General features: G+C 61.3%; 23 protein-coding genes. 10 read left to right on the plus strand and 13 right to left on the minus strand.

Going from position 1 to position 24,895, the window contains the following annotated elements; genetic code table 11:
• Positions 1–252 precede the first annotated feature (252 nt).
• Entirely contained in the window at positions 253–1,002 is a 750-nt protein-coding gene (locus V8359_RS15325) for a rhomboid family intramembrane serine protease (RefSeq protein ID WP_336429939.1), read from the plus strand.
• Entirely contained in the window at positions 999–1,379 is a 381-nt protein-coding gene (locus V8359_RS15330; protein WP_336429940.1) for a GFA family protein, read from the plus strand. Before V8359_RS15325 ends, V8359_RS15330 begins: the two co-directional genes overlap by 4 nt.
• A gap of 32 nt (positions 1,380–1,411) precedes the next feature.
• Here the strand turns inward: V8359_RS15330 and V8359_RS15335 are convergent, their stop codons facing one another.
• The 4 genes from V8359_RS15335 to V8359_RS15350 form a co-directional block, all read right to left on the minus strand.
• Positions 1,412–1,660 (minus strand): TFIIB-type zinc ribbon-containing protein, encoded by a 249-nt coding sequence (locus V8359_RS15335; protein ID WP_336429941.1) that lies wholly within the window; start codon positions 1,658–1,660, stop codon positions 1,412–1,414.
• Between the two features lie 192 nt (positions 1,661–1,852).
• Positions 1,853–2,641, minus strand: coding sequence for an inositol monophosphatase family protein (locus tag V8359_RS15340; protein WP_336429942.1), 789 nt, complete (start codon positions 2,639–2,641; stop codon positions 1,853–1,855).
• A gap of 160 nt (positions 2,642–2,801) precedes the next feature.
• Positions 2,802–3,845 carry a Hint domain-containing protein gene (locus V8359_RS15345; RefSeq protein WP_336429943.1) on the minus strand — a complete coding sequence of 348 codons (1,044 nt, stop codon included), beginning with the start codon at positions 3,843–3,845 and terminating at the stop codon, positions 2,802–2,804.
• Between the two features lie 163 nt (positions 3,846–4,008).
• The gene (locus V8359_RS15350; RefSeq protein ID WP_336429945.1) at positions 4,009–4,941 is read right to left on the minus strand and encodes a LysR family transcriptional regulator; all 933 of its coding nucleotides are present in this window, start codon (positions 4,939–4,941) and stop codon (positions 4,009–4,011) included.
• Positions 4,942–5,040: 99 nt separating this feature from the next.
• Between V8359_RS15350 and metF the strand changes: the two genes are divergently transcribed.
• Together metF and V8359_RS15360 are read left to right on the plus strand one after the other, a co-directional pair.
• A complete protein-coding gene (gene metF, locus V8359_RS15355; protein WP_336429946.1) occupies positions 5,041–5,907 on the plus strand; it encodes a methylenetetrahydrofolate reductase [NAD(P)H] in 867 nt (288 codons plus the stop codon).
• Positions 5,908–5,980: 73 nt separating this feature from the next.
• Positions 5,981–6,466, plus strand: coding sequence for a PaaI family thioesterase (locus tag V8359_RS15360; RefSeq protein ID WP_336429947.1), 486 nt, complete (start codon positions 5,981–5,983; stop codon positions 6,464–6,466).
• Between the two features lie 27 nt (positions 6,467–6,493).
• Here the strand turns inward: V8359_RS15360 and V8359_RS15365 are convergent, their stop codons facing one another.
• Positions 6,494–7,567 carry a DUF2235 domain-containing protein gene (locus V8359_RS15365; protein WP_336429948.1) on the minus strand — a complete coding sequence of 358 codons (1,074 nt, stop codon included), beginning with the start codon at positions 7,565–7,567 and terminating at the stop codon, positions 6,494–6,496.
• 326 nt (positions 7,568–7,893) lie between these two features.
• Here V8359_RS15365 and V8359_RS15370 point away from each other — a divergent pair, with 326 nt between their 5' ends.
• Positions 7,894–8,511 carry an HD domain-containing protein gene (locus V8359_RS15370; protein ID WP_336429949.1) on the plus strand — a complete coding sequence of 206 codons (618 nt, stop codon included), beginning with the start codon at positions 7,894–7,896 and terminating at the stop codon, positions 8,509–8,511.
• A 123-nt stretch (positions 8,512–8,634) separates the two neighbouring features.
• Here the strand turns inward: V8359_RS15370 and V8359_RS15375 are convergent, their stop codons facing one another.
• Positions 8,635–9,303 (minus strand): DUF3592 domain-containing protein, encoded by a 669-nt coding sequence (locus tag V8359_RS15375; protein ID WP_336429950.1) that lies wholly within the window; start codon positions 9,301–9,303, stop codon positions 8,635–8,637.
• Between the two features lie 184 nt (positions 9,304–9,487).
• On the opposite strand from V8359_RS15375, the gene V8359_RS15380 reads away from it, so the two are divergent.
• On the plus strand, positions 9,488–12,619 hold the full coding sequence (locus tag V8359_RS15380) for a valine--tRNA ligase (protein ID WP_336429952.1): 3,132 nt from the start codon (positions 9,488–9,490) through the stop codon (positions 12,617–12,619).
• 13 nt (positions 12,620–12,632) lie between these two features.
• Here the strand turns inward: V8359_RS15380 and V8359_RS15385 are convergent, their stop codons facing one another.
• Positions 12,633–13,991, minus strand: a complete 1,359-nt coding sequence (locus V8359_RS15385) for a trypsin-like peptidase domain-containing protein (RefSeq protein ID WP_336429953.1) — start codon at positions 13,989–13,991, stop codon at positions 12,633–12,635.
• Positions 13,992–14,194: 203 nt separating this feature from the next.
• On the opposite strand from V8359_RS15385, the gene V8359_RS15390 reads away from it, so the two are divergent.
• Both V8359_RS15390 and V8359_RS15395 read left to right on the plus strand, forming a co-directional pair.
• Positions 14,195–14,968: an HpcH/HpaI aldolase family protein gene (locus tag V8359_RS15390; protein ID WP_336429954.1), complete on the plus strand. Its 774-nt coding sequence runs from the start codon at positions 14,195–14,197 to the stop codon at positions 14,966–14,968.
• The gene (locus V8359_RS15395) at positions 14,961–15,911 is read left to right on the plus strand and encodes a glucokinase (protein ID WP_336429956.1); all 951 of its coding nucleotides are present in this window, start codon (positions 14,961–14,963) and stop codon (positions 15,909–15,911) included. The genes V8359_RS15390 and V8359_RS15395 overlap by 8 nt, the downstream gene beginning before the upstream one ends.
• A gap of 27 nt (positions 15,912–15,938) precedes the next feature.
• Here V8359_RS15395 and V8359_RS15400 read toward each other — a convergent pair whose 3' ends face one another.
• Together V8359_RS15400 and V8359_RS15405 are read right to left on the minus strand one after the other, a co-directional pair.
• Positions 15,939–17,174 carry an MFS transporter gene (locus tag V8359_RS15400; protein WP_336429957.1) on the minus strand — a complete coding sequence of 412 codons (1,236 nt, stop codon included), beginning with the start codon at positions 17,172–17,174 and terminating at the stop codon, positions 15,939–15,941.
• 77 nt (positions 17,175–17,251) lie between these two features.
• A complete protein-coding gene (locus V8359_RS15405) occupies positions 17,252–18,127 on the minus strand; it encodes a LysR family transcriptional regulator (RefSeq protein WP_336429958.1) in 876 nt (291 codons plus the stop codon).
• A gap of 98 nt (positions 18,128–18,225) precedes the next feature.
• On the opposite strand from V8359_RS15405, the gene glyA reads away from it, so the two are divergent.
• Positions 18,226–19,545: a serine hydroxymethyltransferase gene (gene glyA, locus V8359_RS15410; RefSeq protein WP_336429959.1), complete on the plus strand. Its 1,320-nt coding sequence runs from the start codon at positions 18,226–18,228 to the stop codon at positions 19,543–19,545.
• Positions 19,546–19,662: 117 nt separating this feature from the next.
• Complete coding sequence (locus V8359_RS15415) at positions 19,663–20,316, plus strand: flavin reductase family protein (protein ID WP_336429960.1); 654 nt, start codon at positions 19,663–19,665, stop codon at positions 20,314–20,316.
• 224 nt (positions 20,317–20,540) lie between these two features.
• Here V8359_RS15415 and V8359_RS15420 read toward each other — a convergent pair whose 3' ends face one another.
• The 4 genes from V8359_RS15420 to V8359_RS15435 form a co-directional block, all read right to left on the minus strand.
• Complete coding sequence (locus V8359_RS15420) at positions 20,541–21,401, minus strand: D-amino-acid transaminase (protein ID WP_336429961.1); 861 nt, start codon at positions 21,399–21,401, stop codon at positions 20,541–20,543.
• A 4-nt stretch (positions 21,402–21,405) separates the two neighbouring features.
• Positions 21,406–22,371 (minus strand): N-acetyl-D-Glu racemase DgcA, encoded by a 966-nt coding sequence (gene dgcA / locus V8359_RS15425; protein ID WP_336429962.1) that lies wholly within the window; start codon positions 22,369–22,371, stop codon positions 21,406–21,408.
• A 76-nt stretch (positions 22,372–22,447) separates the two neighbouring features.
• Entirely contained in the window at positions 22,448–23,449 is a 1,002-nt protein-coding gene (gene dgcN / locus V8359_RS15430) for an N-acetyltransferase DgcN (RefSeq protein ID WP_336429963.1), read from the minus strand.
• Between the two features lie 130 nt (positions 23,450–23,579).
• On the minus strand, positions 23,580–24,854 hold the full coding sequence (locus V8359_RS15435; RefSeq protein WP_336429964.1) for an MFS transporter: 1,275 nt from the start codon (positions 24,852–24,854) through the stop codon (positions 23,580–23,582).
• Positions 24,855–24,895 lie beyond the last annotated feature (41 nt).

Here is a 24,895-nt window from a genome sequence, read left to right on the forward strand (position 1 = left end):
GCAAAGGCTGACTTCACGCCCGTTGATGTCAGCATTGCAGAGGTAATACTGGAGAAGGATTGAGGCTAAAAATCCAATCACCGCTCATCCCTCCGAGCGGCTGGTGCGTTTGATACATAAGGCCGGAAATATCCCCGCCGGAGGCATGAAAATCAGTATGCCCGCGCCTTTGTCACGCGGACGGCGCTGCATCAGGGCGCGGCCTGCTCTTCCACGCTTGACGCCACGCGGCCCCGGGGCCAACCTCGCGCCATGTTTCCGATCCGTGATCATAACCCCTCGGGGCGCACACCTTATGTGACCTGGGGTTTGATCGGGCTGAACATTGTTGTCTTTTTCCTGTATTATCCGCTTGCCCGCGATGATTACGCGCTTTTAAGCATCTATTCGGACTTCGCTCTCGTGCCGGGTTTCATCTCGGAAGGGTATCAGTTTCATACCTTCTTCACTTCGATGTTCATGCATGGCGGCTGGCTTCATCTTGCAGGCAACATGCTTTTTCTCTGGATTTTCGGAGACAACATGGAGGACGAGATGGGCCATCTGCCATATCTCTTCTTTTACCTCTCTGCGGGGCTTGGCGCGGGCGCGGTTCATTACCTCTCGGCCCCCGGCTCCATGGTGCCCACGGTTGGCGCATCGGGCGCGATCGCGGGGGTCATGGGCGGCTATCTTCTGCTTTTCCCGCGGGCGCGGGTCGACATCCTTCTCATTCTGATCATCTTCTTCAAGGTGTTCCCGGTCCCCGCATGGCTCATGCTGGGGCTGTGGTTTATCCTTCAGGTCTACAACGGCATCGGCGTAGACCCCGATATGGGCGGGGTGGCGTATTGGGCCCATGCCGGCGGATTCATCATCGGTATCCTGCTGACACTGCCACTGTTCTGGCGGCTCGGCGGCCCGGCCTTCTGGGCGCGAACAGACGGTCACCCGCCGCATCCCGAAGCGCGCTATGAGTTCGAACCATCCAATATTCCAATAGTCCGGAGACGCCGCAAATGAATGATCCCTTTCGTGATCCGGTCAAGGTCGCATGTCATTGCGGGGCGGTCGAGCTGCGCGTGACTTTGTCCGACGGGCTGGCCACCGCGCGGCGCTGCGATTGCAGCTTTTGCCGCCGCCGTGGCACGCCCGCGGTATCGGTGCCGCTTGAGGGGCTCACCGTTCTGCGTGGCGCGGACAAGCTCACGCTTTACACATGGGGCACTGGCACGGCGAAACATTACTTCTGTTCGATCTGCGGGATTTATACCCACCACCGTCGGCGCTCGAACCCGAATGAATACGGCGTCAACATGGGCGCCATCGAGGGGGTCAATCCGGCCGATCATGAACCGATCGGCTGGCACGACGGCATCAATCACCCCTCGGACCGCTGACCGCCCCGACCCGGTCTGACGCGGCTTATCGCTCAGAAGTCAAAAAGCTCGCTCAGGAAAGATTCTTTCCGACGTTTTTTGCCGCGCGACCGGTCGTCATGATCGTCGTGGCGTGGTGCGTCGCGTGGCGGCGGTGGTGGTGTTTCGCCAACTTGCCGCTCAATGATCTTGTCAAGCTCTCCCCGGTCAAGCCAGACACCGCGGCAAGCCGGGCAATAATCTATCTCGACACCGTTACGCTCGGCCATCACCAGCGTTTCGCCATCAACGGGACATTTCATGGTCGCCTCCTTGGTTGCGCACGCAATCCCGCCCGGTCAAATCTACCCAAGGTCACGGGGCCGCGTCCCCTCGATATGGGGATAAATCCATCGGGTTCAAACCCGGCGGATCGCCAAATCGTCGCACATTCGCGCACCGACGCGATACCGACGTGAATACCGACGTTCCGGTCGCTGCGTTAACCCACTCTCTCAGGCGTTGCGGATGACTTTGGCGAACTTCTCGAAAATCGGCTCGTTTGCACAGATGACCGATCCGTCTTCCAGAATGTCCCCCTCGGGGTTCATCGCTTCGATCATGCCGCCGGCCTCGCGCACGATGATCGTGCCCGCAGCCAGATCCCAAGCGTTCAACCTGCGCTCCCAGAAGCCGTCATAACGGCCCGCCGCCACATAAGCGAGATCGAGCGCCGCAGAACCCCAGCGGCGCACTCCCGCACAGGCGGGCATCAGCCGCGCCAGATCCTGAAGCGTCTGGGGCAGGTCGCTGCGCCCCCCAAAGGGAACGCCGGTGGCAAAGATCGCTTCGATCATCTTGGCCCTGCCGGACACGCGCAAGCGGCTTTCGTTCATCCAGGCGCCTTCGCCCTTCTCGGCAAAGAACATCTCGTCCTTGGCGGCGTCAAAGATAACGCCGGCGACCACTTTTCCCTTATGTTCCAATGCGATGCTGACCGCCCAATGGGGCAGGCCGTGCAGAAAGTTCGTGGTTCCGTCAAGCGGATCAACGATCCAGCGGCGGGTCGGGTCCGCGCCCTCGACTTCTCCGCCTTCCTCGGCGATCCAGCCATAGGTGGGCCGCGCGGCCATGAGCTCTTCCTTGAGAAGCGCCTCGGCAGCGATATCGGCGCGGCTCACAAAGTCGCCTGCGCCTTTCATGGAAACCTGAAGGTTCTCGACCTCGCGGAAGTCCTTGACCAGCGACCGGCCCGCCTTGCGCGCGGCTTTGATCATGATGTTGAGATTGGCGCTGCCGACCATGGCGTGAGGCTCCTTTTCGTCAAGCCGCGCGTATACGCCGGGTGGTGCCGCTTGCCAAGGGCCGATCCGGCACTGATCACCCTTCTGACGTGCGGTTTTTCGATGCGCGGCTTGCCCTCTGACCCAAGAATGCGGCGAGATGCTCGCGGGACACGAAAACCTAGAGCGAATGACTCAGCAGCAATGCCGCTTCATGCCGACGCGCGGTGCGGCGTGCGGATCGGCCATAGGCCTTTGGGCCATCTGTCTCAAGCTCGGGGAAAAGCGCGATGATTTCCGCGCGTGTCTCCTCGTCGAGCGTGGTCCACGAGGTTGCACCGGGATGAAAGCTTTCCGAAGCGATGCCAGAGGCATAGACAAGTTCGTGCTGGTCAAGAAGCAGGTGAAAATATTCGACCCGCCCGCCGGTTTCGATGATGATCGTGTCGTCGTTCACAAGGTGACGGGCAGGGATCAGGATTTCGGGTTCGCCCATGACCATCTCGGCCTGCCATCCGCGCAGAAGCATACGGTGCTGCTGTGAGACGCGCAGGTCTTGCGTATTGCCAAGCGCGTCCTTGCGTATCAGCACAGGGGCAAAATTGCCGGCCGCCGCAACCGTACGGGAGCCCGTCCAGCGCACGGGCTGAAACCCGCGATCCCGAGTCAGCACAAGGTCGCCCACCATTATCTCTTCGATCGGGCGGTTGCCGGTCTGCGTGGTGATTTCCGTGCCCCGGGTGAAACAGGTCACAAAATCCCACGATTGCCGGTCCGCTGTCGTCCCCAAGAAGGTGTTGCCTATAAGGCTGTCGAGCGTGATCGAACGGATGGGGTCGGCCTCAAGCGCGGCCTGATCCGCATTGTTCGAAAATTCGGGCGCGAGATAGGTGTTCCCGTCCACATCCTGCATCAGCACTGCGGAAATCGTCGATGTGTTTCCATCGGTATAAGTCACCGTCGCGGAATAGACCGAGGTGGCATCGAAGATCTGCGCAGGGCCGCCATCTATTGAAAAGCTCTCTGCGGGGCTGTTGTCCTGATCATAATACGATCCCGGATCGCCCACCGGTGAGAGCGTCACGAAATCGTTCACAAGCGAGTCACCCTCCCCACCAAAGGTCAGCCCGACCAAGGCGGCGGCATTCTCGGCTTGGTTATTGCCTTCAAAAGTGTCGATATCGCTGAGTTGACTCAGCGAAATCACATTAAATGTCGTCGGCACGTCAATCTCCTGCAACGGTCTGATCTGCACCCGCAGATCGACTTTGTCGAGCGGGATCAGTGATTTGTCTCTAAGCTCGCCCGAAAGCGTGTGTCACGGGGAAACTTCAAGTTGTCAAAGCACCTTGGCAATCTAAAGCCAGTTTTGCGGCGGGAATTGGAAATCAGGTGGCAACGTCCGCCGTGGCAATCTCGCGGCGTTGCAGTTTGATGGGAATGTCACGGGCAAGACGGATCAAGTGCGCCATATAGGGCTTGTTCTCGTCCTCCTCCCGGATCGCTGCGAACAAGCGTTTGGTCACGCCGGTTTCGGTCAATGGGCGCACCACGTAGTCGCCGGATTGCCGTAGCGCGCGCACCACCCAGTCGGGCAAAACCGCGACACCCCGGCCCGACGCGACAAGCAGTAGGATCACGGCCGTCAGCTCGACCTGCCGCACCGCTCGCGGTTCGACCTTGGCGGGGGTCAGAAGCTCGGTAAAGACGTCCAATCGGGAGCGGTCCACCGGATAAGTGATCAGGGTCTCGTCCCGAAAATCCTCGACCTCGACATAGGGTTTAGCGGCCATCGGGTGATCGTGTGGCGCCAGCAAGACGGGCTCATAATCGAACAAGGGTTTGAACGTGATACCTGGAAGGTTTTCGGGATCGGAGGACACGACAAGATCCACCTCTTCCTTTTGCAACGCCGGCAGCGCGTCAAAGGCAAGGCCGGGACGAATATCCACATCCACTTCGGACCAGGGCTTGCGGAACTCTTCCAGCACGGGAAACAGCCATTCGAAACAGGCATGACATTCGATGGCGATATGAAGCCGCCCGGCACTGCCCGCGCGGACGCCGCTGAATTCGGCTTCAAGGGCTTCGATCTCGGGCAGAACACGTTCTGCCACCCGCAAGAGACGATGACCCGCCGCCGACAGTTTCATTGGCTTCGACCTGCGAACGAAAAGCTCGACACCGGCCTGATCCTCCAGCCCCTTGATCTGATGGCTCAGGGCCGATTGCGTGATGTGCAAAAGCTCGGCGGCGCGGGCAAGGCCGCCGGCCTGATGGATGGCTCTTATCGTCCTCAGATGACGGAATTCGATATGCATCCCCAAGCGTGCCTCATGTTCTTAGTGAAAATTATGAATTTGTCTAACTATCGCCACCCTGCGACAAGGTACAAGACCAGTTTTGCCGAGGATAAAGCCATGACCGTTCCAAGCGTTTCCTTCGAATTCTTCCCACCCAAGACGCTTGAGGCGTCTTTCCGGCTTTGGGACACGGTGCAATCGCTTGCGCCGCTTGATCCGCGTTTCGTCTCTGTCACCTATGGGGCGGGCGGTGCCACGCGCCATCTCACGCGCGAAGCGGTTGGCGCATTGCAGGGCTCGGCCGGGCTTCGCGTCGCGGCCCATCTCACCTGTGTGGATGCAAGCCGCGACGAAACACTCGGCATCGCGCGCGAATTCGCGGCTGCGGGGGTATCCGACATCGTGGCGTTGCGGGGTGATCCGCCCAAGGGAAGCGGCGCCTTCCACCCTCATGCCGAGGGCTTTGCCGATAGCTGCGAACTGATTTCGGCACTGGCGGACGAAGGTGGCTTCAATATTCGCGTGGGCGCCTATCCCGAACGCCACCCCGAAGCGGCGGATGATCAGGCGGATATCGACTGGCTCAAGCGCAAGATCGACGCAGGCGCCACGGAGGCGATCACCCAGTTTTTCTTCGAGGCCGAAACCTTCCTGCGGTTCCGTGACCGTTGTGTTGCGGCGGGCATCGATGCGCCGATCATCCCCGGCATCCTGCCGATCGAGAACTGGCAGAACGCCAGCCGGTTCGCCACGGCGTGCGGCACAACCGTGCCTGCATGGCTCGAAGATGCGTTCACCACCGCCATTCGAGATGACCGGCATGATCTTCTGGCCACGGCCATAGCGACCGAATTGTGCAGTGATCTGCTCGACGAGGGTGTCGATACGCTCCATTTCTACACGCTGAACCGTCCTGACCTCACGCGCGATGTCTGTCATGCGCTGGGCGTCACTCCGGCGGTCGCACTGCGCGAGGTGGCCTGAGCGGCAGGAGTTGACAGCTCCGAACGCGGCTCCGATAACCGGCCCAAAGCCTTGACCGGAGCCGCGCTTGCCCGTGACCAACCCTATCGCCACCACGATTGACGACCTTCCCGATGCCGAGGCGCTTCTGTCACGGTCGGGGCTTGAGTTCATGCAGGCGGTTCTGCGCGGTGAGCTTTCCGGCCCGCCCATCGGTGAAACGCTCGGCTTTCGCCTGACCGGAGTCGAGGACGGTCAGGTCACCTTCGATGGCGCGCCGGCCTTTGCCGCAGCCAATCCGATGCGGGGTTTGCACGGTGGATGGTATGGCGCGATCCTTGATAGCTGTATGGCCTGCGCGGTGATGACCCGCGTGCCGCGTGGCGCCTATTACACGACGCTTGAATACAAAGTGAACATCACCCGCGCGATTCCCTTGGGCACCCTTGTAAGGGCCACCGGCACGGTTCAGCATTCCGGGCGAAGCACCGGCATCGCCATGGGTGAAATTCGCGGGGTGGATGATGATCGTCTCTATGCCACGGGTTCGACCACCTGTCTGATCATGCAGGCGAAATGAGCGTATTTCTTAAAGACGCAAACAGGGTCACGCACTGTCCGCATGCAATTCCGCGTTGCGCAATGCCGGGTAATCCTGGTCCCGGACGGTGTCATGAAGCCGCTCGCTCGGATCTCGTCCCACAGGTCGCGCCCGCCGCATCAGGAAAATCTTGCCCCACCCGCGCCATTTGCCCACCGATGGCGCGTCAGGATCTTGAGGATACGCGTCTTGCCAGCCCTCGGGAAGTTCAAGGCCGCAAGCCTCAGCCATTTCCAGCATCCAGACCATTGAAATGTTGGACAGGGGGCGTGCCTCGTGAAAACCGCCAAGCTGACCACCCACATCGCCATGGGTGCCCCGAAACCAGACCTGTTCGACCCGGCCGTTATGGTTCGGTGGCGTGTCCCAAATAATCGGCGTATACACGATGCGCGTCTCGTGCAGGGCAAGCGCATGAAACCCGTTGCGCACGACAGGCGCCAATTCGTGGTTATGAAACTCTTGCGCATCCTTCTGCCAGCGCCAGATCACCGGCAGACGCCAGCCCAACGCCTTGACCGTGTCCCAAACGCCGACCATCTCAACCTCTGCCGCCTCATGACAATGCGCGGCACGAAACGCGGCACAGGCTTCGGTGATCTCTTCGGCGCGATAGTGGCGATACGCAAGCCGGACGTTGCGTTCAGTCGCGTGTTCGGCTTTCAACAGCCCAACGCGATCTATCGCTCCGGCCAGAGATCGCACCGCGAAGGCCCCGCGCGAAAAGCCGAATAGGAAAATCCGGTCCCCTGCGCGATATCTGCTGGCAAGGTGCCCATAGGCGCGCCGGATCTGCCGATTGATGCCGCCGCCGGTAATGATGTCACGCGTGCTGCGCCAGTCGCACCATTGCAGCCCGGCCTCGTAATAAACCGAAAGCTCGACACCGCCGACCCGGTCCAGAAGCTTGTAGGTCAGGCCGGCGTTGCTCTCACACTCTTCGGACAGGGTGGACATCGTGCCGTCCAGAATAATGACATGCGTCATCGGTCCGCGCTGACGAATCTGTCCTCTCTGGTCTTGGCGCATTTCGGGCCGCACCAGATCGTAAACTCTTTTGAACCAGGTTTTCAGTGACATGTCAGTGGCCGGTATCCTTGTCTTCTGGCGTGGCCTTGATGTGGCACGCCATCACGCTTTTCAAGATAATGGTTTTTGCGGCGTGATGCAGTCAACGAGTTCAAACATCCCCGTGATGCGCCAAGTGAAGGCACGGCGGCTCTTAAACGACAGGGATAGGACAAAGCCCGTATTGCGGGCTCAGTAGCCGCATCTCTGACCGATTTCGCGCCGAGTGCTGGCGATCTGTGATTGGATCAGGCAGGATCGGGCGGCGACGCGCGTCACCAGGGCGGCCCGCCGCGCCGATCGTCATGGCGCAACGGTTCAGAAAAGGGAGACATGTAATGGACAAGGTCAGCTTCACCCAGATGAAGGACGGCACGAAAGAGGATTACGAATTTCTCACCGCGCACGAGATAGACCATACCAAGCACACCGCCAAACGCCTGCTCAAGGCGCTGGTCGATCTTGACGAAGGTCTGTCGGGCTATCAGATCACCCGCCTTGGCCATTCGGTGCAATCGGCCAGCCGCGCATGGCGTGACGGGGCGGACATAGACTGGGTCGTTTCGGCGCTTCTTCACGATATCGGCGATATCTATGCGCCCTATAATCATGATGAATATGCCGCCACCATCCTCAAACCCTTCGTGCGCGAACAATGCACCTGGTGCGTGGCCACACATGGCGATTTTCAGATGGTCTACTATGGTCATCACCTTGAAGGGGCGGACCCCAACAAGCGCGACCGCCATGCCGGCCATCAATATTTCGACGATTGCGCCACGTTCTGTGAGCGTTGGGATCAGGCCAGCTTTGACCCTGACTATGACGACCTTCCGCTCGAATTTTTCGCCCCGATGGTTGAACAGGTTTTTGACCGGAGGCCCTATGACCCCGAAGTGATCCGCCCCGGCACGCGCGAACCGCTGGTCAACCCCGAAGTTGCCGCCGAACGCTGATCGCCATGATCGGGACGGCGCGCTGACCTTTGGGTGTCGGTCGGAGATAAGAAACAGGGTGGCGCGCCCCGCCTCCCGGCGCGGACACTGATGCCGCAGAGCGGGCCACCCTGTGCGTGACAGTCAGCCTGAGGGTTTTTTGCCCACATCTCCGGCCCACCATGTCCGGCCGGCATGGCGATAGACGGTGACGCTCTGGCCCGGGCAAAGACCCCTGAGCGCACTGTGGGCGCGGGGCAGACTGCGGCCTGCGACACCGTCCCCGTCACGCCAGACGATCCGCGCCTGCGTGCCGCCCGGTCCCGGCATTCGCGACAGGCGAATCGCGGTCAGCCGGGCCGGGCATTGCTGCCCTTCGCGCCGTGCGCGCACTCCGGAAACGGCCCGGCCCCCAATGCGCCACAGAAGCCAGAGCGCAAGGCCCCCGAGGCCCAGTGCCGCCCGTTGCAAGCCTTGCTCATTGCCCGGTCCGGACCGGTTGGCGAGCGAAACGCGCGCCGGTGCATCGGGCAGATAACTCAGCGCGACCTTCCCCCCATGATCAAGCCGCGTGAACCGCTCGGCATCCACCCGACGCCGCACGACCACCGATTGCCCGGCGGGCGTCGCAAACAAAAGATCGACGAAATAGGTATGCGCCACCGACCCGTCCACGCGCGGCTGCGCCTGATCGACCTTTTCAACCACGCGCGCCTGCGTGCTGCGGGCTTCACCCTCGAAGCGCGCGGCCAGTTTCTCGCGGCTGTCGGCCCACAGGCTGAGGGCGGTGACCAATGCGGCAAGTACCGGCACAGACCACCCTCCCATGCGCAGGAAAAGGCGCATGGCGCTTGGCGGGGTGGGCGGAATCGGTTCTCGCATAACCTATGATGTGTCTCGGTCCGCGCGTAGGGCAAGCTCGGCCTTCCCCTTGCTCGGCACATTCGCTATTCCGGGCGCGACACCGAAATGACCGCAAGTGATGGGATCACCGCAGATGGCGATGGACAAGACTTTCAACGCAGCCGAGGCCGAGCGCCGCATTTTCGAGGCTTGGGAGCAGGCGAATGCATTCCAAGCCGGCGCCAACGCGAAACCGGGGGCCGAGTCCTTTAGCGTGATGATCCCGCCGCCCAACGTCACGGGCGTTCTGCACATGGGGCACGCGTTCAACAATACGCTTCAGGACATTCTGACCCGTTGGAAACGGATGCAGGGCTATGACACGCTCTGGCAGCCGGGCACGGACCACGCAGGGATCGCCACACAGATGGTGGTCGAACGTATGCTGGCCGAAAAAGGTGAACCGCCCCGCGCGGAAATGGGGCGCGAGAAATTCCTCGAAAAGGTCTGGGAATGGAAAGAGCAATCTGGCGGCACGATTATCCAGCAGCTCAAGCGCCTCGGCGCCTCGTGCGACTATTCGCGCACAGCGTTCACAATGGCGGGCGCGGCAGGGGACACGCGCACTGGCCATGAAAACAGCGCCAATTTCCATGACGCGGTGATCAAGGTCTTTGTCGACATGTATGAAAAAGGCCTGATTTATCGTGGCAAGCGCCTCGTCAATTGGGATCCGCATTTCGAAACCGCAATCTCGGATCTTGAGGTCGAGAATCTCGAGGTCGCGGGCCATATGTGGCATTTCAAGTATCCCTTGGCGGGCGGTGCGACATATGAGTATTTGGAGAAAGATGAAGACGGGAACGTGATCTTCCGGGAAGAGCGCGATTACATCTCGATCGCCACGACGCGCCCCGAAACGATGCTGGGCGATGGTGCGGTCGCGGTGCACCCCTCGGACGAACGCTATGCCTCGCTCGTGGGGCAGCTTTGCGAAATTCCCGTGGGCCCCAAAGAACACCGCCGCCTGATCCCGATCATTACCGATGAATATCCCGATCCCGATTTCGGCAGCGGTGCCGTCAAGATCACCGGTGCCCATGATTTCAACGACTATCAGGTTGCCAAGCGTGGCGGCATTCCGATGTACCGCCTGATGGACACACGCGGAATCATGCGTGATGACGGCGCGCCCTACGCCGAGGCGGCGGAGATCGCTTTGGCCGTCGCGCGCGGTGAGCGCGAGTTGACCGAAGCCGAGGCGGATGCCGTGAACCTCGTCCCCGACGATCTGCGCGGCCTCGACAGGTTCGAGGCGCGCGATCGCGTGGTCGATCAGATCACTGACGAAGGGTTGGCGGTGATGACCAACGCCGCCGATCCCCGGCTGGGCGGGAGCCGGGCTGAAGCCCGGCCTACGTCTGATGGCGAGAGTAGGCCGGGCTTCAGCCCGGCACCCCTCGCCCCCGAAGAGGGCGGCGAGGCGCGCACTGATGAGGAGCAACTCATCCCGCTGGTCGAATCCAAACCCATCATGCAGCCCTTCGGCGACCGCTCCAAGGTGGTGATCGAACCGATGCTGACGGATCAATGGTTCGTCGATGCCGAGAAGGTCGTCGGCCCCGCGCTTGATGCCGTGCGCAATGGCGACGTGAAGATCATGCCCGAAAGCGGCGAGAAAACCTATTTCCACTGGCTCGAGAATATCGAGCCGTGGTGCATCTCGCGGCAGCTCTGGTGGGGGCATCAGATACCGGTTTGGTATTTCCCTGTCGAAGGTGACTGGTATGCTGTCTGTGCCGCGACCGAAGAGGAGGCGTTGGAAAAAGCGCGCCGGCGCACCGCCGATGGCACGGAATTCCGCATTGTCGCGGACCAACAGGAAGCTGTGGCGATCCTTGCCGAGCAGGTCAAACTTCTTGATGTGCAGGATGAAGGTGCGATCCGCAGTTTCGATGGTCCGATGCAGGTTCCCATGTTCCGCGACCCCGACGTGCTCGACACATGGTTCTCGTCTGGTCTCTGGCCCATCGGCACGCTGGGGTGGCCCGAGGATACGCCGGAACTGCAACGCTATTTCCCCACCTCCACCCTCGTCACCGGGCAGGACATCCTCTTTTTCTGGGTGGCGCGCATGATGATGATGCAGCTTGCCGTCGTGAACGAGGTGCCGTTCGATACCGTCTATCTCCACGGCCTCGTCCGCGACGCCAAAGGCAAGAAGATGTCGAAATCCACCGGCAACGTGATCGACCCGCTCGAGGTGATCGACGAATACGGCGCCGACGCGCTGCGCTTTACCAATTGCGCCATGGCCTCGCTCGGTGGTGTTCTCAAGCTCGACATGCAACGCATCGCGGGCTATCGCAATTTCGGCACCAAGCTCTGGAACGCCGCCCGCTTCGCCGAGATGAACGGTGCCACCGGCAGCGCGGGGCAAGTGCCGCAACCGCAATCGACCGTCAACCGCTGGATCATCGGTGAGGTGGCACAGGTGCGCGAAACCGTCGATGCGGCGCTTGAAGGTTATCGCTTCAACGATGCGGCCCAAGCACTATACGCTTTCGTATGGGGCAAGGTCTGCGACTGGTATGTCGAGTTTTCCAAGCCCCTTCTGCTTGATGGCGAGGACGCGACCAAGGCCGAAACACAAGCCACGATGGCGTGGGTCATCGACCAATGTCTCATTCTGCTTCACCCCATCATGCCCTTCATCACCGAAGAGCTTTGGGACACGCTCGGCGATCGTGACAAGATGCTTGTTCACGCGGACTGGCCAACATACGGTGCCGAATTGATTGATGCCGATGCCGACCGGGAAATGAACTGGGTCATTTCCTTGATCGACGCCGTCCGCTCCGCGCGTGCGCAGATGCACGTCCCGGCGGGGGCGAAAATTCCCATGGTTGTCACATCGCTCGACATGGCCGGTCAGGCCGCGTGGGATCGCAATGAGACGATGATCAAACGCCTCACCCGCGTTGAAACACTCGACCATGTCGACAGCTTCCCGAAAGGCACCGTGACCGTGACCGTCGAGGGCGCAAACTTTGGTTTGCCGCTTGCCGATATCATCGACATCGACGAGGAAAAGGCGCGGCTCGAAAAGACACTGGGCAAGCTCGAGAAAGAACTCGGCGGGCTGCGTGGCCGGTTGAACAATCCAAAATTCGTGGCCTCCGCTCCCGAAGAGGTGGTCGAGGAAGCCCGCGACAACCTGCGCACCCGCGAAGAGGAAGAGACGAAACTGCGCGAGGCACTGGAGCGGTTGGCCGAGGTGGGGTGAGGCTATTTGGGCCTTACCTGCACTCAATCAGCGTCGTGAACTCGACCGCCCGTTCCGCAAGCGTGACGGGGCCGAGCTTTTCGCCATTGGCCGAGAGCGTGGGATCGACTCCGTGCTGCGACAGGAACAGCTTCGCGATTTCGCCACGCACGGCGAAATTGACATTCTGAGGGATGCCACCATTCGCCTCGGCGATCTTGATGGCATCAAGGCGCGAAACCACGACCCCGACGACATTGCCACGTGGCCCCATGACCGGCCCACCCGAGTTTCCGGGCTGGATCGGGGCTGTGATCTGAAACTGGGTTTCCGCCCCCGCCAAACCTTTCAGCCCCGAGACCGAACCGCGCGTCACGTTGAAACCGCCCAGAATGTCGGCATAGGGATATCCTGCCACCGTCACATCCGAATTGAGTCGGGCCGGGCCTGTCGCAAATACCGCCACCGATTTCGCGTGCGCAGCTTTTGCCTGCACCAGTGCCAGATCGAAGACGTCGGACCGGGCGATCACCTCCGCCTGTTCATTTTCAATTCGTATGTCGCGGCACCCGTCGATCACATGCGCATTGGTAAGCACGTGACCGCTCTCGGATACAAAAAACCCGGTGCCCGATCCGTTGCGCGCCGGTCCGGTCTCACCTGTTTCCGGCACCGGGGTCGAAACCGCCGCCGTACCGTCATCGTCTGACATGTCCTCGAACATCTCGAGGGTGGCCAACACGGTCCGTTCTAGGTGACCGTCTTCGGTAATGCGCAGCGGTGGCGCTTGCCCTACCGCGAGGCTTGCCGATACCGCGCTTAATAAACCCTGATCCGCCCTGTCCACCGACAGAAGAACCGTGGACCAGCTTCCATTGACGAAATTCGAACGGGCATAAAGCGTTCCGCCTGATCGGTTGCGCGCACTGGTGACCGCGAAATCGTGGCGTCGCACCGTGTACGGCGCTTCGTGCACGTCATTCCAGTCTGCAACATAGTCGTGCACGCTCTGCGCCCGCTGCCGGTCGTGCAGGCCCACAGAATAAGACAGGCTGCTGTTCCTGTGCCGCCAGTTGACGAAGGCCTCGGTTGCCGGATCGCTAACGACCGCCTTGGTCGGAAACAGGATCGTCATCCCGAGCGCGTCGAAATAACGCCGCTCCCACCCTTCGCTTTCGATCCGCCCAAGCAGGTCAAGCGCCAGCGTGGCCATATGCACATCCAAGGGTGCCATATCAAACTCGCGCTGCGAATACGCGTTGAGCGCGCGTTTGCTGCGTTGGCCCCATGCGCCATCCAGAAGGCCGTTATAATACCCTCCGAACGCCAGTGCGGTTTGTAGAAAACGGGTTTCATCCGTGGTCAGCCGACGGGCTGAAAAATCTCGAAACAACTCCTCCTGCCCCTGTGCCACCACAGAACCAGGGCCTACAATTCCGAGCAGAAACACAAGACAGAGAATTCCGGCTCGGATAATCTTCGCAAAACTTTCCATGCCAGCCAGTCTGGCAAGCAACCGGAAATTGCGCAATATCTTAACAAAGATGAATGCAAGCTCGTGTCCCGCAGAGTTCAAACCAACCGAAGGAACTCCCCATGCCCGCACCGAAAAACCGCCTCAAATCCGCTTTGCAAGACGACCGCACCCTGATTGGATGCTGGGCCGGGTTCGCTGACCCTTATCCAACCGAGGTTCTGGCGACCGCCGGCTTTGATTGGCTTGTGATCGACGGTGAGCATGCGCCGAATGATCTGCGCACGATCATGGCGCAACTCCAAGTGCTCGAAGGAACCGGGGCCAAGCCCGTGGTGCGCTTGCCCATGGTCGAACCGTGGCTGATCAAACAGGTGCTGGATATCGGGGCACAGACACTCTTGATCCCGATGGTGGAAAGCGCGGCTCAGGCGACCGACCTCGTGCGTGCTATGCGCTATCCGCCTGCGGGTATTCGCGGCTCGGGTGCGGCGCTGGCGCGCGCGTCACGCTTTTCCGGCATCTCCGATTATATCTCCACTGCCGACAATGAGATGTGCCTCATCGTTCAGGTCGAAACTCGCGCAGGTCTTGCCGCGCTGGATGACATTCTCTCGGTGGATGGAGTTGATGGCGTCTTTGTCGGGCCTTCGGACCTTGCCGCCGACATGGGGCATCAGGGCGACGCGGCACAAGAGGAGGTGCGCACCGCGATTCGTGATGCGCTGGGCCGTATCCGCGCGGCCGGAAAGGCCGCAGGTATCATCGCGGTCGATCACGCGACGGCGTGCGACTACCGCGATTGGGGGGCCAACCTTCTGGCTGTGGGCATCGACGTCGTGTTCATGGCCCGCGCCGCGCGGGAAGCGGTGGCCCGGTGGCGCGAGAATGACTGAACCGTGGCTTGTCGCGGATGTGGGCGGCACCACGACGCGACTGGGTCTTGCTGGCCCTCATGGTCTGATCCCCGAGACCACACAAAGCCTTGCCAACGACTGCGCAGCCGGTTTTGTGGAGCTTGCGAGCCGTTACCTCGCAGAGCAAGGCGCCACGCCTGCGGCCATCTGTGCCGGCGTTGCCGGGCCAGTCAAGAATGGGGCGGCGCAACTCACCAATCGTGACTGGCGAATAACTGCCAGTGCGCTTGCCGCCGCCACCGGCGCGCGGGATGTTCACCTGATCAACGACCTTCAGGCGCAGGGTTATGCGCTGAACGCGGTCTCACCACACGCGATCACGGCGCTTGCTGGGCCTCCGGCGCAGGGGGGTGCGCGTCTGGTGCTTGGCCTCGGCACCGGCTGCAACATCGCGGTGGTGCATGATCTGGGAGGCACGCTTTTTGTTCCGCCTGCCGAAGCGGGGCACAGTCGGCTGCCGTATATCCCCGCCCTTGCCGCCGCCATGGACCGGATCGACGATCCGCATTTGCCGGTCGAGGCGTTTCTCTCGGGCTCGGGGCTTGTGCGATTGCATACGGCACTGGGCGGGGCCGAGACCGACACAGGCGAAATACTCAAAGCCATCGCCGCGGGCGATCCGGTGGCCGATGCCACCATGACCGCCTTTGGTGCGGTGTTGGGTCATGTCGCGGGGAGTTTCGCGCTCATTCACATGGCCACGGGCGGGCTCTTCCTAATCGGGGGGCTCGCCCGCGCCATCGCGCCGCATCTTTCGGCGACGCCCTTCCGCGACACATTCGAGTCCAGAGGCCCCTATACCCACATCACCCGCACCATTCCCGTTTCGCTTATCTTGGATGACGATGCCGGTCTTCTGGGATGCTGGGAGGTTCTGCGCCAGAATGCCATTGGCGCAGGCCCGGCTCTTGGTCCGGTCTGACAGGCCCACGTCCCGACCTCTGCCGGGTCACGCCACGCGCGGCGCGCGAAACTCCCGGACGGGCAGGTGGACGATCGCACTGAAGGCGCCCACACCCACGCCGATCCACCACACCATCGTATAATCGCCATAGACGTCATACATCCGACCGCCCAGCCAGACCCCCATGAAACTTCCCAGTTGGTGCGAAAAGAAGACGATGCCATAAAGCGTGCCCATATAGCGCAACCCGTAAATATGGGCGATAAGCCCACTGGTCAGCGGCACGGTCGCCAGCCAGAGCGCCCCCATGCTCACCGAGAACAAGAGCACCGTTGCGGGGGTGATCGGGGTTAGGATGAACGCAGCCGCAATCAGGGTGCGCCCGGTATAGATCCCCGCCAGAAGGTATTTCTTGGAATACCGCTTGCCCAGGTAACCCGCGGTCAGGGTTCCCGCGATATTGGCAAGCCCGATCAGCGAGATCGACACGGCCCCCAGAGCGGACGTGGTGGTGATCCCGATGTTATGCAGAACCCCACCGGGCACGATCGGGCCGCACATCTCGGTCACGAAGGCCGGAAAATGCGCGGTGATAAAGGCAAGCTGATACCCGCATGAGAAAAAGCCCAGGAAAATAAGTGTGTAGGATGGATCGCGAAATGCGCGGGTCAGGAGCTGGCCCATGCTCTCCTCGATCTCCACGCGGCTCGACCCTTGTGGCGCACGCATCAGTGGCAGGCACATGAGCGAAGCGAGGACCGTGCCGGCAAAGACCAGAAACACCATCTGCCAACTCATCAGGCTCAGCAGATATTCCGCCACAGGCGCGCCGAAGACCTGACCGGCCGACCCGGCAGCGGTTGCGATGGCAAGGCTCATCGAGCGGTGCTCATCGCTGCTCGCGCGGCCGACCACGGCAAGGATCACGCCAAACCCCGTGCCGGCGATGCCGAAGCCCACGAATATCTCGTAAAGCTGATGTGCCTCGGGTGTCACCGCAAAGGACGACAGGACAAGACCTGCGGCATAGGTCAGCGCGCCCAGAATAATCGCCTTGCGATCCCCGATCTTCTCGGCCAGCGCGCCAAAGATGGGCTGCCCGATCCCCCAGGCGAGGTTCTGGATCGCGATGGCAAGGCTGAACTCGGCCCTGAGCCAGCCGAACTCTTCGGCGATGGGGATCTGAAAAACGCCAAAACTTGCGCGGATCGCAAAGGAAATCAGCATGATCACACAACCGGCAACCAAAACCGGGGTGAACAATGGTACGGATTTTTGCAAGGCGATCCCTCCTGACGGACCGCTTCACCCTAGGGGCTTCCGGCCGGGCGTCAATTTCCCAATTGTGATGGGCACAATCACACGACGCTCTGCAACGCCGTCACAAGCGCGGCCACCTCGTCGCTGGGATCGGTGGTTTTACAGATCAGTGCCGCCCCGGTCTCGACCTCACCGTCACAGGCACGCACTAGCCCCCCGTCGGTCAACGCCCGCGCCACGAGAATCCGGTGCCCCATCAGCACCCCGGCACCAAGCCGCGCCTCGTCGAGCGCCATTGCATATAGCGAATAGCGCGGCCCCTCGTCCGGGTTGGCCAAGTGGCACCCCGTGGCCTCGGACCAGCGCCGCCAGTCTCCCTCCCACGTGGCATCATGTAACCGCGTCACATGGTTCAGATCACCGGGAGATCCGATCTGCCCCGCGGTGACCGGCGCACATACAGGCAGCAATGCGTCATGGGCCAGCACTGTCTCGGTGCTGTGGCCCGTGGGGCGCCCGATGAACAAACTCAGGTCGAACATGTCCCGGCTCAGGTTCGGCGGTCGCTCCAGTGCGGTCACCGACAGGCGCAGATCGGGCAGAGCGGCGCGCAAAGCGGGAAGCCGCGGCCCAAGCCAGAGTTGCGCGACACTGGGCAGGGCGGCGATCTGAAGCACCGGATCGGGGCGCAAGGCGCGTAATCCGCGAGTCGCCTCGCCCAGACGGTCGAACGCCGCCGCAAGGCCGGGCGCGATCGCCGCCCCCGCCTGCGTCAGCCGCACGCCCTGCGCGCGCCGCTCGAAAAGAGGGATGCCGGCCCAATCCTCGACCGTCTTTATATGCTGCGAAATCGCGCCGGACGTGACGTTCAGCTCCTCGGCGGCGGCTGCAAACCCGCCAAGCCGCGCGGCAGCCTCGAATGCCCTGAGCGCATTCAGCGGTGGTCCCTTGGGGCGCGGAGGCGAGACCGACATCAGTTACCCCTAGTTTTTCTAAGCTCATTCAAAGGTAATCTCGTTTGCGCGCGGCCGCAAACCGGGTTTTCATGCCCGTGACCGAAAAGGAGATAGTCATGACCCTTGCCCGCCGTGAATGGGTGCCCGCCACCTGTGAAACCCTCGTGCAATCCATCGCGACCCGCACGCAATCCGCGGCAAGCGATACGATCCTTGACCGGCTCGACACGCTGGTTGCGGACAACCGCCGCATCCATGAATGGGATTGCTTCAACCTCAACCCCGCCACCAACGTCATGAACCCCCGCGCCGAGGCGATGCTTGCGTCCGGGCTTGGGTCGCGGCCATCGCTTGGCTATCCCGGCGACAAGTACGAAATGGGGCTCGAGGCCATCGAGGAAATCGAGGTGATCGCCGCCGACCTTTGCGCGCAGGTTTTCGATGCCCGCTTTGCGGAAATCCGGGTGCCTTCTGGCGCCATAGGCAACCTCTATGCCTTTATGGCCACCTGCAAACCGGGCGACACGATCATTGCACCCCCGGCGGATATCGGCGGCCATGTGACACACCATGACGCGGGCTGTGCCGGGCTTTATGGCCTCAACATCATGCCCGCCCCGGTGGCGCGTGATGGCTATACCGTCGACGTGGATGCGCTCCGCGATCTCGCACATCGGCGCAATCCTGCGCTTATCACCATCGGCGGAAGCCTCAACCTCACCGAACACCCGGTTTCCGACATCCGCGCCATCGCCGATGAGGTGGGCGCGAAAGTGCTTTTCGATGCAGCTCATCAATGCGGCATCATCGCCGGTCAGGCATGGCGCAACCCGTTGACCGAGGGCGCGCACATGATGACCATGAGCACTTACAAAAGCCTCGGTGGTCCTCCGGGTGGCCTCGTCCTGACCAATGACGACGATTTGGCCCGCAGGCTCGATACCATCGCCTTTCCGGGCATGACCGCCAATTTCGATGCGGCGAAATCGGCGGCACTGGCTGTCACGATGCTCGATTGGCGGGACTTCGGTGCCGAATATGCGCGCGCCATGATTGATTTGTCACAGGCGTTGGCCCACGCTCTGGCTGCCCGGGATATGCCCGTTTTCACCACATCCCACGGCGCGACCCGGTCGCATCAGTTCGCGCTTGAGGCCGCACGCTTCGGGGGCGGTCAGGCGGCGTCGAAGACCCTCCGCCGCGCGGGTTTTCTCGCCTGTGGCATCGGCCTTCCCGTTGATCCGGTTCAGGATGATATGAACGGGCTGCGCCTTGGCACACCCGAACTGGCGCGCTGGGGCGTGACCCCCGATCACGCCGAGCGTCTCGCGGACCTCATCACCGAAGCGCTTACAGGAAATGATCCCGATGCCCTCGCGCCGCGTGTCGCGGAATTTCGCGCGACATTCGACAGGCTTCATTACATCCACGGCTAAGCGCGGGCGGCGACATTCACCAATGAAGCGAAGCAAGACCATCCCCCATGGCCTTGCATTTGCTTGCGTTCCTCCGCCCTTCACGCGATCTTCTCGGGGCACAGAGGAGCCAACCCCATGCAATACCGTCCGGGTCACGATACCTGTCCGCTGCCATTCTCGCCGTTCAAAAGCTGCACGGTTCCGCGGCCCATCGGCTGGCTCTCGACCATAAGCCGCGATGGCCTTCACAACCTCGCCCCCTACAGCCAGTGGCAGAACCTGACCTTTGATCCGCCCATGGTGATGTTCGCCGCCAATCAGTATCCCGACGGGCGGCGCAAGGACACCGTGCTCAACGCCGAGGAAACCGGCTGGTTCACTTGGAACATGGCCACTTGGGATCTGCGCGAGGCGGTCAATATCTCGGCCATGGCGCTCGCCCCCGATGAGGACGAGTTCGACCGGGCCGGTGTCGACCGCGCGCCTTGTAGCATCGCGCCCGGCGCGCGTGTGGCCCAAAGCCCGGCGCATTTTGAATGCCGCTATCTCTCAACCCACCGTCTTCCCGGCAACAGCCCTGTGGGCACCGTTGATGTGGTCTTCGGACAGGTCGAAATGATCCATGTCGAGGATCGCGTGATCTCCTCCGATGGCAAACTCGACATCCCCGCGATTCAGCCGATCGCGCGAATGGGATATTACGATTACACGGTCATCCGCGACGTGTTCGAAATGCGTATACCGGGGGCCAGCGCGGACGAGGCGGCAGGTCTCGAAGGCAAGACGTGATCGGCGCGCAGTAACCTTTCGTCAAGAGGTATGAACAATGCCCGACCGCGCGGCGCCTTAACCTGCGGTCTGAGCCGTCATGCACCGACGTGATACCGACGTGAATGCCGACGTGGATGCCGACATCCCAAACTCCTGTTTTTCATGGCGTTAACCGTCGTCTTCACGAAAAAACCCCGCATGGCTGCGCACGCGGGGTTAAGTAATCTTGGACTATGCGCCGGTCAGATCGCTTTCTTGCGGCCTTCTTCAAGGTAAATCTCGCGCAACCTCTTGGCCACCGGTCCCGGTGTCCCGTCACCCAGCGTCGCACCGTCAACCTCGATCACGGGCATGACAAAGGTGCTGGCCGAGGTGACGAAAGCCTCGTCCGCCTCTTGTGCCTCGGCGATGGTGAAATTGCGCTCGACGACCTCCATCTGTGCCTCCTTGGCACACCGCAGAACCGCCGCGCGGGTGATCCCGTGCAGGATATCATTCGACAGCGCCCGCGTGATGATCTTGCCGTCCTTGACGATATAGGCATTGTTCGAGGTGCCCTCGGTCACATGGCCATCCTCGACCATCCAGGCGTCGTCTGCCCCGGCGGCCTTGGCCATCATCTTGCCCATCGACGGATAGAGAAGCTGCACCGTCTTGATATCCCTGCGGCCCCAGCGGATATCGTCTATGGATACGACACGAATACCTTTTTTCGCGGCCGGAGACTCCGCCAGCCCCGGTTTTTGCTGGGTGAACATCACAAGGCTGGGCTCGGTTGTCGCAGGGTCGGGAAAGACGAAATCGCGGTCGCCATCGCTGCCCCGTGTCACCTGAAGGTAAACCAGCCCCTCGTCGATCTCGTTCACGCGCACCAGCTCGCGGTGAATGTCCAGAAGATCGTCAAAGGCGTCGGGCTTCTTCATGTCCAACTCGGTCAACGATCGTTCAAGGCGCTTTGCATGACCTTCGAAATCGATGAGCTTTCCGTCCAGAACGCTTGTTACCTCATAGACCCCGTCGGCCATAAGGAACCCCCGGTCGAAGATCGAGATCTTCGCCTCGGTTTCCGGCAGGTATTCCCCGTTCACATAGACTGTGCGCATGTCCTTATCCCCAAAGTTCGGGCGCGGGGGGATGCACCCCGGCCTCGTCGAATGTCAGCGGCGTTTCACGGTCTTCGGCCAGAAGGAGCGGGCCGTCAAGATCCGTGACCATCGCTCCCTGCGCCACAAGCGTGGCGGGCGCCATGGCAAGGCTCGACCCAACCATACAGCCAACCATGACCTTGTAACCACCTGACAGGGCGTCTTTTTTAAGTTCAAGCGCCTCGGTCAGGCCGCCGGTTTTATCAAGCTTGATGTTGATGACGTCGTATTTGCCCTTCAGCGCCGCGAGGCTCCGGCGGTCGTGACAGGACTCGTCGGCGCAGACCGGCACGGGGCGCTCCATGCCGCGCAATGCCTCGTCGTCTCCCGCCGGCAGGGGCTGCTCCACGAGCGCCACACCAAGGCGCAGGAGATGCGGCGCAAGATCGGCATAGACATCCGCGGTCCAACCCTCGTTGGCGTCTACGATGATCTTTGCTGCAGGCGCGCCCGCGCGCACAGCCTCAAGGCGGGCCATGTCGTCGGGCGTGCCAAGCTTGATCTTGAGAAGCGGGCGATGGGCGTGTTTCACGGCCTGTTCGCGCATCTTCTCAGGTGTGTCGAGCGACAGGGTATAGGCGGTGATCTCGGGGCCCGGCACCGGCAGACCGGCAATCTCCCAGACCCTCTTGCCCGCTCGCTTGGCCTCAAGATCCCAACGCGCGCAATCGATGGCATTGCGGGCCGCGCCCGCCGGTAAGAGATCGTAAAGACTTGCCCGGGTAATCTCACCGGAAAGCGTTTCGATCTGGGCCGCGACATTCTCAAGCGTCTCGTCGTAACGGGCATAGGGCACACACTCACCACGGCCCACATGCACTCCGTCGCGCAGGGTCACGGTCAGAACCTTTGCATCGGTCCGCGACCCCCGCGAGATCGTGAAGACCTGCGCCAGCTTGAACACATCGCGCGTAACGGAAATTTCCATGCTATTTTGTCCCGGATGGGTTCCGGGACCTCCTGTTCGATTGCTTTGCCCCGGCTTTGCCGCCGGGCGCATTTGGTCAAATAGACGCCAGCGCGTCCACCAGCTTGCCCGAGCCGAAACGATACGGGTCCGTCGCCGGAATTCCCATCTCCTCCTCGACGCGGGCGAGATAGGACTTGGCGTCCTCTTCACTCATGTTCTGCGTGTTGACCGAAATACCGACGACCTTGCAATCGGGGTTCGCAACCTGCGCAAGGGGCAGGGCGGTGTCGCGCAAAGTTTCAAGCGAAGGGAGCGTGTATTCAGGCAGACCGCGCATGTGGTCGCGTGTCGGCTCATGGCTCAGGATCAGCGCGTCAGGCTGCCCGCCATGAATGAGCGCCATTGTCACACCGGAATACGAAACATGAAACAGGCTGCCTTGCCCTTCGATCAGATCCCAGTGATCGGCGTCATTATCCGGCGTAAGATACTCGACCGAACCGGCCATGAAGTCCGCAATCACCGCATCAAGCGGGACACCATGCCCGGTGATCAGTATCCCGGTCTGGCCCGTGGCGCGGAACGTGGCTTTCATGCCCCGTTCCTTCATCTCGGCCTCCATCGCCATCGCGGTATACATCTTGCCGACCGAACAGTCGGTGCCCACGGCAAGACAGCGTTTGCCGCTGCGTTTCCTGCCGTTCGCAATGGGGTAGCCGACCGTCGGAACGCGCACATCATGAAGCGTGCCGCCGTGGGTCTGTGCGGCAGCCACCAGATCACCTTCGTCACGCAGCAGATTATGCAGGCCCGACGCAATGTCATACCCCATATCAAGCGCCTCGATCAGAAGATCTTTCCACGCTTGGCTGATCACCCCGCCGCGATTTGCCACGCCGATGACAAGGGTTTTTGCGCCCGCCTCGCGCGCCTCGGCAAGGGTCATTTCCGTAAGGCCCAGATCGGCGCCACAGCCCGGAAGGCTTATCTGCCCGACCGCATGTTCGGGGCGCCAGTCGCGGATGCCGATGGCCACTTTGGCGGCCAGCATGTCGGGCGCATCACCCAGAAAAAGTAGATATGGCGTCTCGATCATCATTGCACCCCCAAGCCAGAATCGCAGTCACGGCACTATCCTATGAAACCGGTGCATAATACTATTGAACTTACCAGGAAATCCAGATCACGCCGAATATTCCCCCGAAAAGCGACGTAGGTGGGAAAGATCATTGCGCGCTTTCATCGCCTTCATCGCTTTCGCCTTCGTCGCTCTCTTCAGCCTCTTCCGCCGTGTATTCGGCCTGAAACATGCCGGGCTGCGCAATGCCAAGCACAGCTGTGGGCACCGCTTCGCCGGTGTCTTCGGGCGCCTTGCTGCTGACGCGCCGTGCGATCGCGATCATCACAACGGCCAATGCGATCACCACGATCAGCGCGGGCAGGCCGCGACCATTGACGAGGGCGACCATGTTCGGCCCGAGGAAAAGCCCGAACACCTGTCCGAACTGCATCAAGAAGGCCATCGTGCCCGAAGCGGGGACCACCTGACCGGGTTGCAACTGATCGTTGGCGTGGGCTGCAAGGATCGAATAGATCGGCAGGCTTGCCGCGCCGATGATCGCGAAGCCGATAAAGATATGCGTCAGCGTCTGGTCCAGAACCATCCACATCGCCGCCATGGCCGTGACAAGGCTCAGACCGATGACCACATAACGACGGTCGGTGTGATCCGAAATCCAGCCGACCGGATATTGCGAGACGCCCGCCGCGGTCATCGCCACAACCAACAGACCCGACGCCGTGGCATCCGAAAATCCAAGGCTAAGCGCGTAGAGCGGTAACCCGATGAACCAAGCCGAGACACCGGCGGCCATGACAACGATCCCAATCACGGCCATAGGCGAAACGCGATATAGGCGCGAGACGCTCATGCGGTCGGGCACCGAATATTCCGGCGCGCGATTGTTCGACAGCAGCAGCGGCACGATTGCCACCGATAGCAGGATCGAGGCAAGACCGAAGAGAACACTACCCGTAGGGTCGGGCAGGCCGACAAGTGCCGTTCCGATCGCGGGGCCGACCGTCTGGATGATGAAGTAAATCGACAGGACCTGAGCGCGTATACGGTTCTCGCTTTTTGCATTGAGCCAGCTTTCCGTCACCACGTAGAGGCCCGGAAAACATACGCCGGCAAGGAAGCGCATCGCGCTCCAGCTCCAGGGATCGGTGGTCAGAAGGTGGGCGATGGCCGCCACCGAAACCATCGAAGCGAAGGCCGAGAACACCCTGATATGACCCACTTTTTCAATCAAATAGGGCGCGCTTATCGTTCCGATCAACGCCCCAAGCGGATAGCAGGCCTGCATAAGCGAAATGGTGAGCGGGCTGAATCCAAGCGCCGCACCGCGAAGCGACAGAAGCGTGACAAGAAGGCCGTTCGCCACCATCAGGCCGAGCATTCCAAGAAACAGTGCCCAATTGTCCAGAAGTGCGCGTCTCATGCAAAATCCCTGCCGTTCGGTTCGCCGCCCGTGACCCAATC

Origin of the sequence: Roseovarius sp. E0-M6 (assembly GCF_037083845.1) — a bacterium.
In the GTDB taxonomy this organism is placed as follows: domain Bacteria; phylum Pseudomonadota; class Alphaproteobacteria; order Rhodobacterales; family Rhodobacteraceae; genus Roseovarius.